This is a genomic window from Acinetobacter calcoaceticus, from assembly GCF_051947995.1.
GTDB lineage: Bacteria > Pseudomonadota > Gammaproteobacteria > Pseudomonadales > Moraxellaceae > Acinetobacter.
In genome coordinates this window covers 38,128-50,306 of sequence record NZ_JBLVVH010000004.1, presented here as the reverse complement: position 1 = coordinate 50,306, position 12,179 = coordinate 38,128, and the positions used below count along the sequence as shown (strand labels likewise).

Below are 12,179 nucleotides of genomic sequence, written 5' to 3'. Positions count from 1 at the left end.
CGAGCAATTTATGATGCAATTACGTCTTGGTGTTGTCCTAGTCATTTCAGCTTTAAGTTTGGCTGGTTGTGGTCGTTTTGCCCTCAATAATCATTCTTTAGATTATAAAAAAGCGCAAGCGCTTGAACCACTCAAGTTCCCTGAGAATGCAACGGTAAGACCATTTACGCCATTGTATCCGGCACCAACGGTTGACCCGCTTGCGATTGAACATGCACCGACATTTGAAAACAAGACCGGCAACCGTTATGCACTTCCTCGCCCAGAGTCAGTGCAAACTGCACCTAGCAATACAACTGAAGCAACAGCAACCAGCCTGGGTCGCCCACAACTGGTGATGGATGGGAATAAAAATCCATTGCTGAAAGTGGATGGACCGACTGCAACGGCTTGGCAATATACCTTTGCAACGGTGAGCAGCCTCAACTACAAAGTCATCTCTCAGGCAGATCATGGCTATGAAGCCACCATTAAAGTCGGTGAGCAAAACTATCTACTCAAGCTTACGGCTGTTGGCTCAAGCAATACCATTGCATTGTTCAAACTTGATACAACCTTTGCAGACCCTGCGGTTGCAACGGAAGTATTAGCCCAGATTTACCAAAACTGGCCAGCCTAGTCGTTTACTAGGCATTTTTTTCAAAAGGTTCCCTCATGTTAAAACAAACCTTGCTCTATACTGGTAAAGCTAAATCTGTATATGAAACAGATAACGCTGATCACCTGATTTTAGTCTTCCGTGATGATGCCTCGGCATTCAATGGCGAAAAAATCGAGCAACTCGATCGTAAGGGCAAGGTCAACAACCGTTTTAACGCCTTCATCATGGATAAACTGGCTGAAGCAGGTATTGAAACGCATTTTGAAAAATTGCTTTCTCCAACTGAAGTATTGGTTAAAAAACTTCAGATGATCCCTGTTGAATGCGTTATTCGTAACTATGCTGCTGGTTCACTTTGCCGTCGTTTAGGCGTTGAAGAAGGTAAGGAATTAACACCACCAACATTTGAGTTATTCTTCAAGGATGACGCGCTTGGCGATCCAATGGTGAATGAATCTCAAGCGATTGCTTTAGGTTGGGCGACTGCTGAACAGCTGGAAAAAATGAAAGAACTCACTTACCAGGTCAATGATGTACTTAAAGCATTATTCGATGCAGGTAATATGATTCTGGTCGATTTCAAACTTGAATTCGGCGTGTTCCACGACCGCATCGTATTGGGTGATGAATTCTCTCCAGACGGTTGCCGTTTATGGGATAAAGATACCAAGAAAAAACTGGATAAAGACCGTTTCCGCCAAGGTTTAGGTGGTGTGGTTGAAGCATATGAAGAAGTTGCGGCACGTTTAGGCATTAAGCTAGATGACATCTAAGCCTGGCTAAGCAATTCCTTCTAAAAAAACCAGTCCATTCGGGCTGGTTTTTTTATTGCCTATTCAAAAATGAGTAACTTCATTTTAAAAATCAATACTATATAAATCATTAACTTAAAATTCATAGCCATTGCTTTGCGAGTTTTTTTCTAACCTTATGTTTTTATATTGTTTTTGAATTTTTTTTGATCCTCCTACCATGTTCACAAATGTTTACAGAACTTGGGGCAGAACACAAAAATGAATTCTCCTATTTTAAGAAATTTTCCTTTAAGTCTGAGTGCGAGCCTGATTTTGCTTGCACTATATAGCACGGTGCACGCAGCCGAGAACCCTCCGAATGATCCAGAACAGGTCAAAACCCTCGCCACCGTTGTCGTCACAGGAACCCGTGCTAACAATCGCTCGCAAACGCAATCCTTACAGCCGATTGATGTAATTAGTGCCAAAGAACTGACTGAACGTACTGGTTCCAATGAACTGGGCACGGCACTGTCTCGAATTATTCCCTCCATTAATTTTCCACGTCCAACCGTGGTGGATGGAACAGAACTGGTCCGTCCTGCCCAGCTAAAAGGACTGGCACCTGATCAGGTGCTGGTTTTGGTGAATGGTAAACGGCGCCATACAGGCGCTTTTATTAACCTTGGCGGTACCATTGGCCGTGGTTCAGCCCCAACCGATTTAAATGCGATTCCGATCTCCGCGATTAGCCGTGTCGAAGTCTTACGTGAAGGTGCATCAGCTCGCTATGGTTCCGATGCGATTGCTGGGGTGATTAATATTATTTTGAAATCCAATCCCAAACATGGCGAAGCGGGGATTAAATACGGCATTTATAACAAAGGCGATGGTGAACAAAAGCAATCCTTTGTTTCTGGTGGCACCAAACTGAATAATTATGGTTATGCAATCTTTTCAGGGGAATGGCAAGACAATCAGGCCACCAATCGTGCTGGCCCTGACCTGCGTGATCCCAAATCAACCACCTATGGGCAGCGTACTTTCCGTTTTGGGGATCCTGATTCTGACGAGGTCAAGGCAGCCGTCAATCTGGGTTATGATCTCAGCGATCATACTGAACTGTATTCCTTTGCAACCTATAGCCACCGTAATGCAGAGACCGCTGGATTCTATCGCTTAAGCAATGCTTCCAATAATATTCCTGCCCTTTATCCAAACGGCTATCTACCGATTATTCAGGGCCAACTCGATGACTTTGCTGCGGTTGCAGGGATCAAAGGCGATTGGTCAGATTGGCATTATGATGCCTCGGTGAATTATGGTTCGAACCGTTATGATGTGGATACCAAAACCATCAATGTCGATCTTTATAAAGACACTGCTGCCACGCCTTTTGGCTTCCAAAATGGTACGCTGAAAAATGCTCAGACGGTCGTGAATGTTGATCTCTCCCGTGAGTTTAATCTGGCCGCACTCGCCAGCCCGCTGAATGTTGCCTTTGGTACGCAATATCTAAATCAGAAATATCAGATCCAAGCCGGTGATCCAGCTTCCTATTATAAAAGCGGTTCTTCTGGACTAGCAGGCTTTCGTGCTGCCGATGCAGGTGAATGGTCTCGCGACAGTTATGCAGCTTATCTGGACCTGGAGGCCAACTTAACCGAGAAACTGTCCGCCTCTACAGCCTATCGCCATGAATATTACAATGATTTTGGTCATACCGATAATGCGTCATTGTCTTTGCGTTATGCCATTCATCCTGCGCTTGCACTACGCGGTAGCGCCTCTACAGGTTTCCGCGCGCCAAGTCTGGCTCAACAATATTTTGCTCAGACCTCCTCACAACTGGTCAATGGTCAACTGGTCGAAGCAGGGACCTTCCCTACAAGCGCAAATGTTGCTCAACTACTTGGTGCGGAACAACTTAAGCCAGAGAAATCTAAAAACTATAGCGTGGGTTTAGTCTTGACGCCTACAGATCAACTATATGTGACCCTGGATGCTTATCAAATCGACATTGATAATCGGATTAGCCTGTCCTCCAATATCAATGCCAGCAGTGCGACCGTTCGCCAATACCTGAATTCTAAAGGGATCACCGACACCAACTTCAACACAATTCGTTATTTCAACAATGCCAGCGATACCCGCACGCGTGGTGTTGACTTAGTTGCGACCTATAAATGGACTGATTTGCCTTATGGTGAACTGAATACCTCACTGGCCTACAACTATAATAAAAATAAAGTGACCCATGTGGATGGCAATCCAGCCATCTTAGATGCGTTGGGCATTAACCTTACGCGTCTGGATCGTCGAGAGCAATACGGTTTATTGGCTGGCAGTACTCCTGAACATAAATTCAGTTTGGCCAATGACTATACGCTTGGCAACTTCACGGTGAATACCAATCTCACCCGCTATGGCAGTTTTAAAACCTTTAGTAATTCTGGCGAAGCCAAAGATCAAAAGTTCTCGGCAAAATGGCTACTGGATTTAGCGTTGTCTTACCGATATCAAAACTGGAACTTCACTGTCGGTGGCGACAATATTACCGATGTTTATCCTGATCGAGATGTCTACGATATCAATCAACCTACAGGGGGCAGCTTGCCTTATAGCCAGTTCTCGCCTTTTGGCTTTAATGGCGCGTTCTATTACGGCAAGATCAATTATCGTTGGTAATGAGCAAAAACCGGGCCTTCTGCCCGGTTCTTTATAACCCTAATTGGTTGAATCCTGATAAATCAGTTTGCCCTCTTTATAGGTTGCCAACACTTTAATGTTTTTAATCTCACGGCTTGGGATCGTCAGCGGATTCTGGTCCAGAATCACCAGATCTGCCAGTTTACCCTGGGCTAATGTTCCTTTCTGCTGCTCTTCAAAATATTGGTAGGCAGCCCAGTCTGTCATGGACTTTAATGCCAGATAAGGGCTAATGCGCTCATCTGCACCCAAGACATAATTACTCCGTGTGACTCGGTTTACCGTGGCATCGAGCATCATCATACTGCTCGGGGGTACCACAGGTGCATCATGATGTTCGGTAAAGATCAGATGCTTTTTTAAAGCCGTTGCGGTTGGCGAAATATGGGCAGCTCGAGTTTCGCCTAGCGTTTGCAGACGATGCCAGTCTCCCCAGTAAAAAGTATGTAGCGAGAAGAAGGAAGGAATAATATCTAAGGCCTTAAGCTGATCCAGTTGATCATCACGGATGGTTTGTGAATGAATCAATACGCTACGACGATCTGCTGGTCCTTGTTTTGCTGTGGCATCTTTCACTGCCCCAATAAACTGATCAATCGCAGCATCACCATTGGCATGTGCAAGCACCTGCCAACCTTGCTTAAAGGCTAAATTGATATAGTCCTTGACCTGCTGATCATTACTTATGGCAGGATAGCCCTTATATGTCTTATCTTTGCCTTCCGGTGGCACAACATAGGGTTGTGTCAGCCAAGCCGTTTTGCCTTGGGGTGAGCCATCTAGACTGATTTTCACCCCGCCAACACGGAAATGCTGATCATAGTGATGGCTGCTGCCCTGTTTGAGCATGTAGTCTTTACTGGTGGTGATATCTGGATAAGACACCACATCTATTGGCAGCCGATTCTGCTTGGCTAGAGCGTGCCACATTTCCGTGGTGCCCTGATCTGCCCGCCCTTCCTGCACGGTGGTAAAACCATTTTTCACATAGGCATCTATGCCTTTTTCTGCAATCTGGAACATTACCGCGGGAGGTACATCTTTAAAAATTGAGCCAATGGCGCTAAATAAAGCGGATTCTTCTAACACGCCATTTGGAACATTTGAATGGGCTTCACGGCGAATCACGCCACCCGCAGGATTCGGCGTATTCTGATCAATCTTCAGCAATTCAAGTGCTTTATGATTTACAGAGGCCAAATGTCCGGATTGATGCAAAATCATCACCGGTTGCTCGGTTGAGACGCGATCGAGATCGGCTGCGGTAGGATGCCTTTTTTCATTGAGTTGCGCATCATCATAGCCATTACCCAAAATCCAGCCGCCCATGGTTTTGATCACAGCTGGATTCCGGACTTTCCAGCTATTCAGCACATTCACCAGTGAATTGATATCCGAGACCTGTCCATCAGGTTGCGGATATAGATTGGCAACCATCTGGTGGAAACCGACCATATTCACATGGCTATGCGCATCAATAAAGCTGGGCAATAAAGTTTTATTTTTGAGATCAATGGTTTGAACTGTTTTATCCGCCAAGCGTTCAGCCTGCTGTTTTGGTCCAATAAAACGGATTTTTCCATCTTTTACGAACAACGCTTCTGCATATTCAGGCGTATTGCCCGACATGGTCAGAATCGGCCCACCATAAAACAGTTTTTCGCTGGAACTGACGGGGATGGATGACGTTGCACAGCCTGATAGAACAATTGAAAAAGAAGTGACCCATGCACATTGACGTAGATGGTTCCGGTTCATATTTTTAAACCCATATTTTTATTATGCCTTTTCTGATTAAAACTGATTCTGTGCCGAATAGAAAGTATTCACTGATTATTTTTGTAATGTTTATTCAATTTTTTAAGCGCTACAGCACAGAATCTGATCTCATCCCAAAGACTAAAATAATTTCGCCAGTTTGTTCGATAGCTTAATCGCGGCATCATCAATATAACGGCTATACAACTGCGCCAAAACGATACTGATCAACATCGTAAACAGGCTCGCCAGCAATCCTGCATTGAAATAAGAGAACGCCAGCTGCACATGCAAAAGATTAAAGAATGGAATCCCCAAGGCATACAGGATCGCCAAATGAATCAGATAAATTGAAAAAGACACTTTCCCCAGAAACACCAAAGCACGTCGATCAAAACACTGGGCCAGCCATTTGCCTTTTAATACGGCATACACAACCAGAAAGCCACCAAGAAAATTCAGATAATCGTAAGTTTGTTCGCCCAGAAATGACCTAAACAACTGATAGCTCAAGCTACTATTATGTGCCCCGCAAAAATACAGTCCTGACAAGAACAACAGTATAGATATAGCGGTGCTTAATTCTGCCGCATACAGAAATAGCCCCATTCCCAGGATAAAGCTGAGTATGCCAAGCAATACAGTTTGCGAAATCATGGAAGCGGCTGCAACACTGAGGAGCAAAAAGAGACCAGATACAATCGGCTGTTTGCCATATAGAAAACTGGCCAGATAAATCACCAGTGAGCCAAGCAATTCAATTTGCATGGTCCACAACACCCAGTTGTAGCTTGAATCTCCAAATAGAAATGCACCGATACTGCCCTCATAAAGTGCCGTGGTCAGCTGGGGATGTGGATTGGCTAAGGCAGCCCCCCATTCTGAAACATGCGACACATCCACAGGCACAAAACAGACCAGATAAGCCACAATACAAGAGACAAATGCCGGAATGGCCAAACGCGGATAACGCTTGATCAGTGACTGTTTCAGCTGAATGGCGGTATTCTGTTTTTTAAAACTGGACAAGGCCAAGACAAAGCCGCTTAAGACAAAGAAGACAAAGACCGCGCCGGTGCCTGAATAAAAGAAGGCCAAGGGAGAATGATGTAATTGTGCAAAAACAGGATATCCGGGAACCTTGCTCCAGCCAAAATTATGCATTTGGGGAAAGAAGGTTAAAGACAAATGTGACAACACAACGGCGAGACATGCCAAGCCCCGGATACTTTCCGCTGCATTAATTTTGTTTGTGGTCATGCTGAAGTTTGATCATCCTTGATAAGCGGGGATGATGCGACCTTTTATCCAGAGTGTCTAGGGGCCGCTTACAAAAATATCATGCTCGATACCAAGTGATGACATGAGTCTGACTTGCTGGTAGAGCCTACCATCTTTTGAGATTAGCGATTTAAATAATCTCTTAAATAATGCGCCGTATAAGATTCGGTATGTTCTAATAACTGGCTCACAGGACCTGCAAACATCAGCTCTCCGCCCTGTTCACCCGCCAATGGACCAATATCAATAATCCAGTCTGCCTGTGTCATGATTTCCAGATTATGCTCAATCACGATAACCGTGTTGCCCTGATCAACGATGCGATTTAGCAGCTGGATCAGTTTAATCGTATCAGACGGATGCAAACCTGTACTCGGCTCGTCCAGTACAAAAATATTATCGGTCTGATTAAGCTCACGGCTGAGTTTCAGGCGTTGCCGCTCGCCACCGGAAAAGCTATTCAGGCGTTGCCCGATAGCAATATAGTCCAGTCCTAAATCCATCAAGGTCCTGAATTGTTGCTTTAATTTGGCTTCTTCAAAAAATTCATACGCCTCTGCCACCGTCATTTTTAAAGCATCGGCAATGTTCTTGTCTTTATAAAGATAGTTGAGGACTTGCGCTGCATAGCCTGAGCCATGGCAGACCTCACAGACCATTTCGACATCATCCAGAAAGGCCAGCTCAATTTTCTCAATCCCTGTACCTTTACACTGCGGACAGGCCCCTTCACTGTTAAAACTAAACAGTTTCGCGCTGACCTTATTCTGTTTCGCATATAACTGGCGAATGCTGTCCAGCAGGTCCAGATAAGTCAGTAAATTTGACCGGATCGTTGCAGTTATGGCGGATTGATCAATGATTTTGACTTCTGGATATTGTTGCGGTAACACTTTGCTCATCAGTGTACTTTTACCTGAGCCCGCAACGCCCGTTACCACGGTCAGACAATGCTTGGGAATATCAACACGAATATTCTTCAGGTTAAAGAGCCGCGCATTTTTTATGGTCATTTTTTCCGGACTGCTGCGTGGGACCTGTTTATAGTGATTGGGTCGCTGGAAAAACTGTCCGGTTAAACCCGAGGAGCTTTCCAGATCGGCAAAACCGCCCTGATAAATCACTTTACCCCCGTTTTTTCCGGAAAAAGGTCCCATATCAATCACCTGATCCGCAATCCGGATCAGGTCTGGGTCATGTTCCACCAGCAGCACACTATTGCCCTTGTCCCTGATTTTTTGAATGATCTGGATGATATTTTCCAGGTCTTTGGGATGCAGGCCAATACTGGGTTCATCAAAAATATAGAGCAGATCGACCAGACTATTGCCTAGATGCTTGACCATTTTGATCCGTTGCGACTCGCCACCCGATAAAGTATTACTGACCCGATCCAGCGTTAGATAACTCAGTCCCACCAGACTTAGATAATGCAGTTTATTACGAATTTCATGTAATACCGTCTCCAGCTTTTCATTCTCGATCGAATCTATAAAATTCAGCAATTTAGCCACCGATAAGGCGGTACAATCGGAAATATTTTTACCCTGTATCTTACAGCTCAGCGAAGTTTGATTCAGACGTTGTCCCTGACAGAGACTGCATTTTTTGACAATAATGACCTTGTCCAGAATATGGCGATAACGGTTGCGCTCTTGGGCTTCGCCTTTTAGAAAATTGCGCTCAAACCGTGGGATCAGACCTTCATATAAGGCGGTTTTTCTCCAGTCTTGGCGAGGATGGCGTGGTTTATGCTGCGCTGCATGTAAGAAAAGCTCCCACTCTTCGGCATCATAATCTTTAAGCTTTTTATCCAGATCAAAATAGCCCGAGTCGGCATAACGGGTCCAGCGCCAGGCATGGGGCTGATAGGTCGGAAAGTCGATGGGGCCTTCATTCAGAGATTTGTCCAGATCCAGAATTTTATAGATATCAATGGTCTGTTCCAGACCAATCCCCTCACATTGCGGGCACATGCCATTGGGATGATTGAACGAAAAAACATGCGAATAGCCCACAAAAGGCTCCCCCATGCGTGAAAACAATAATCTTAAATTGGCATATATATCGGTAATGGTCGCAATGGTTGAGCGGATATTCCCAGTTAAGGGCTTCTGGTTGATGATCACGGGAACATTCAGGTTTTCAATTTTATCAACATCCGCCACCCCAAAATGCTGCAAGCGATTGCGCACAAAACTGTCCTGTGTTTCATTAATTTGACGTTGCGCTTCGGCGCCAATGGTTTCAAAAACCAGTGAAGATTTACCTGAACCTGAAACACCCGTGAACACAACGATTTTGTTTTTGGGAATTTTCAATGAAATATTTTTAAGATTATTTTGCCGCGCGCCGTAAATATTGATTGTTCTGCTACTCATCTGCCGTCTCGCTATGCTCTTTAAAACCACGATAAGCCAAAAAGAATGTGAGAGATGTAGCTGTTTTTATGAATAAATGAAATTGATGTAATGCGGCACTGGATCGCCAAAGCTGTGACCATCCAGCGCTATAAAACTAGAGATAATTTATTATTGCTGATCTTGCTGCTGCCAACGGCGCTGTTGTAAACGCTCGCCTTCAACTTCACGCTTATTCAGGGCACGCTCATACAGCTTGGTACCGCGTAGCTCAGGTGGCAAATATTCCTGTAATACAAAATGTTCAGGATAATTATGCGGGTAGAGATAATCGACGCCATAGCCCTGCTGTTTCATCAACTTGGTCGGTGCATTGCGCAGATGTAAAGGCACAGGCAAGTTCGCCGTTTTTTCTGCCAGCTCCAAGGCACGGTTAATCGCCAGATAAGTACTATTACTTTTCGGACTGGTCGCCAGATAAACAGCGCATTGGCCCAAAATAATCCGTGCTTCCGGCATGCCCACCGCCTGTACTGAACGGAAACATTCTCCCGCCAGCAACAAGGCATTTGGATTAGAGTTACCAATATCTTCCGATGCAGCAATCAACATACGACGTGCGATAAAGACCGGATCCTCACCGCCTTTCAGCATACGGGCCATCCAGTACAATGTTGCATCCGGATCACTCCCGCGAATAGATTTGATAAATGCCGACACCAGATCGTAATGCTGCTCACCGGATTTGTCATAGCGGGCAATATTTTGCTGCGCCACTTTGACCACAATCGCATTGGTGACCATATTTTCCACGTCAGGCTCAAAAGTACTGGCGATCAGGTCAATCAGATTCAGTGCCTTGCGCGCATCACCCGCTGCGAATTGAATCAATGCATCATATTCTTCGATATGAATAAAACGTTCTTTTAAAAACTTATCCGTTTGAATCGCTTTATTCAGCAAGGTTTGAATGGCATCTGCATCCAGACTGTTCAGGGTATAGACCTGACAGCGTGACAGCAACGCACTGTTCACTTCGAAGGAAGGATTTTCCGTGGTCGCGCCAATCAAGGTGATTTTGCCTTTCTCAACAGCATTGAGTAAGGCATCTTGCTGCGACTTGTTGAAGCGATGTATTTCGTCAATAAATACCACAGGCGTCAACAGATCTCCGCTTTCGGCAATCACTTCCCGAAGCTCTTTCACGCCCGTATTCAGCGCAGACAGACTCACAAAAGGACGGTCCACCGCTTGCGCCAGTAATAATGCGATCGTGGTTTTTCCTACCCCAGGCGGTCCCCAGAAGATAATCGAAGGCAAATGCCCCTGATCAATCATTTGACGTAAAGGTGCGTTGTCGCCCAGTAAATGATCCTGCCCGATAATTTCTGACAAATCACGAGGACGTAAACGTTCAGGTAAAGGAATATGCGTATCTGACATCATCAATGGCTTTATGCTGTTTTATCCTAGTCTATTGTGTCTGACACAAATCTACAATTTGAATCTGCACTCACTGCGTCATTCTATTGCGCACTGTTGTGCTGAAGCAGTTGCTGGATCACGTGGTAGCTGGCTTTAATCCGTTCTTCATTCGGGAAATTGGTATTGGCCAACATCACGATGCCGATCTTTTGTTGCGGGATAAAGGCGGCATAAGCACCAAAACCGTTAGTCGCGCCGGTTTTATTGAAGAAGGTCGCTGCTGGAGCAATTTTTGGCTGCGCGATGGGAGTCACTGCATGGCTTTCTAAGGCCATTTTGCTGGAATTACCCTGTAACAGGGTTTCCAATTTCGCCGGATACGCATATTGCTCCCAACCCAGACCCTGTGTCATCGCGCCGACTTTAAAGTAGCCGACATGGGTATTTTCAATGGCTTTCCGCAGTGGCTGCTGCAACTGTTGCGGATTGATCTGCGCATCCAGAAATTTCAGCATGTCCGCGCTGCTACTTTTCACGCCATAGGCTTCAGCATCAAACATTCCAGGCGATACCCGCATGGCCTGATCTACTTTATAGCCCCATGCATAGTTCGGCATCTGCTGCTCAGGCACCTGAATGAAACTTTGTTTCAGACCTAACTGAGGAAAAAGTGTTTTTTCTAACAATTCGGTATAAGGCTTTTTCATTGCCAATGCAGTGACATAGCCCATCAAGCCAATACTTGGGTTGGAATATTGACGCGCAGCGCCGATGGTTGTCTTCGGCTGCCATACCTGAAAATACTTGATCATCTCCTGTTGCTGAACCACTTCATCCGGGAATTGCAACGGAAAACCGCCCGCGGTGTAGGTGCCCAGATTCAATAGAGTGGCACGATTCACTGCACTATTTTTCAATTCAGGGAAATATTTGGCTGGATGATCAGACCAGGAAAGTTTGCCTTGTGCCTGTGCATAGCCTGCCAAGGTTGCATTAAAGGTCTTACTCACCGAGCCAAGTTCAAATAAGGTACTGTTGCGAATCGGCTGTTGGCTCTGTTTGGAAGCCACGCCATAATTCACAAAATAATGTTGTCCATTTAAAGTGATCCCCACCGCCATTCCCGGGATTTTGTACTGCTGTAAAAGCGGTTTGAATTGCTGATCAACGATCACCTGAACCTGCTGCTCGGATAACTGTTGTGCCCAAAGCGGCGCGCTGCCAGATAGAAGTCCTGCAAGCACAAGCAATTGTTTTACAGGAACAGAGAGACGTTTTGAATTTGGCATGGATCATTTCACTTTAAGTTAA

The 12,179-nt window shown here is 45.3% G+C and carries 8 protein-coding genes; 3 read left to right on the top strand and 5 right to left on the bottom strand.

Features of this window, described 5'->3' with window-relative positions; genetic code table 11:
• The first annotated feature begins 13 nt into the window (after window positions 1–13).
• The 3 genes from ACNQO6_RS08910 (at window position 14) to ACNQO6_RS08900 (ending at window position 4,023) form a co-directional block, all read left to right on the top strand.
• Window positions 14–619, top strand: coding sequence for a lipoprotein-34 precursor (NlpB) (locus ACNQO6_RS08910; RefSeq protein WP_440208959.1), 606 nt, complete (start codon window positions 14–16; stop codon window positions 617–619).
• Between the two features lie 35 nt (window positions 620–654).
• Window positions 655–1,374, top strand: a complete 720-nt coding sequence (gene purC / locus ACNQO6_RS08905; protein WP_005228073.1) for a phosphoribosylaminoimidazolesuccinocarboxamide synthase — start codon at window positions 655–657, stop codon at window positions 1,372–1,374.
• Window positions 1,375–1,614: 240 nt separating this feature from the next.
• The gene (locus ACNQO6_RS08900; protein WP_440208754.1) at window positions 1,615–4,023 is read left to right on the top strand and encodes a TonB-dependent receptor plug domain-containing protein; all 2,409 of its coding nucleotides are present in this window, start codon (window positions 1,615–1,617) and stop codon (window positions 4,021–4,023) included.
• A 39-nt stretch (window positions 4,024–4,062) separates the two neighbouring features.
• On the opposite strand, the gene ACNQO6_RS08895 is transcribed toward ACNQO6_RS08900, so the two are convergent.
• The 5 genes from ACNQO6_RS08895 to ampC form a co-directional block, all read right to left on the bottom strand.
• Complete coding sequence (locus ACNQO6_RS08895) at window positions 4,063–5,802, bottom strand: amidohydrolase (RefSeq protein ID WP_440208753.1); 1,740 nt, start codon at window positions 5,800–5,802, stop codon at window positions 4,063–4,065.
• Between the two features lie 141 nt (window positions 5,803–5,943).
• Window positions 5,944–7,062 (bottom strand): acyltransferase family protein, encoded by a 1,119-nt coding sequence (locus ACNQO6_RS08890; RefSeq protein WP_440208752.1) that lies wholly within the window; start codon window positions 7,060–7,062, stop codon window positions 5,944–5,946.
• A 143-nt stretch (window positions 7,063–7,205) separates the two neighbouring features.
• Window positions 7,206–9,464: an ATP-binding cassette domain-containing protein gene (locus ACNQO6_RS08885; RefSeq protein ID WP_440208751.1), complete on the bottom strand. Its 2,259-nt coding sequence runs from the start codon at window positions 9,462–9,464 to the stop codon at window positions 7,206–7,208.
• Window positions 9,465–9,614: 150 nt separating this feature from the next.
• Window positions 9,615–10,886, bottom strand: a complete 1,272-nt coding sequence (locus ACNQO6_RS08880; protein ID WP_155757722.1) for a replication-associated recombination protein A — start codon at window positions 10,884–10,886, stop codon at window positions 9,615–9,617.
• Window positions 10,887–10,969: 83 nt separating this feature from the next.
• The gene (ampC, locus tag ACNQO6_RS08875) at window positions 10,970–12,157 is read right to left on the bottom strand and encodes a class C beta-lactamase (RefSeq protein WP_440208750.1); all 1,188 of its coding nucleotides are present in this window, start codon (window positions 12,155–12,157) and stop codon (window positions 10,970–10,972) included.
• Window positions 12,158–12,179 lie beyond the last annotated feature (22 nt).

Coding starts and splice junctions, on each gene's coding strand:
- ACNQO6_RS08910 (WP_440208959.1), top strand. CDS start 14: ATGCAATTACGTCTTGGTGTTGTCCTAGTCATTTCAGCTTTAAGTTTG.
- purC (WP_005228073.1), top strand. CDS start 655: ATGTTAAAACAAACCTTGCTCTATACTGGTAAAGCTAAATCTGTATAT.
- ACNQO6_RS08900 (WP_440208754.1), top strand. CDS start 1,615: ATGAATTCTCCTATTTTAAGAAATTTTCCTTTAAGTCTGAGTGCGAGC.
- ACNQO6_RS08895 (WP_440208753.1), bottom strand. CDS start 5,802: ATGAACCGGAACCATCTACGTCAATGTGCATGGGTCACTTCTTTTTCA.
- ACNQO6_RS08890 (WP_440208752.1), bottom strand. CDS start 7,062: ATGACCACAAACAAAATTAATGCAGCGGAAAGTATCCGGGGCTTGGCA.
- ACNQO6_RS08885 (WP_440208751.1), bottom strand. CDS start 9,464: ATGAGTAGCAGAACAATCAATATTTACGGCGCGCGGCAAAATAATCTT.
- ACNQO6_RS08880 (WP_155757722.1), bottom strand. CDS start 10,886: ATGTCAGATACGCATATTCCTTTACCTGAACGTTTACGTCCTCGTGAT.
- ampC (WP_440208750.1), bottom strand. CDS start 12,157: ATGCCAAATTCAAAACGTCTCTCTGTTCCTGTAAAACAATTGCTTGTG.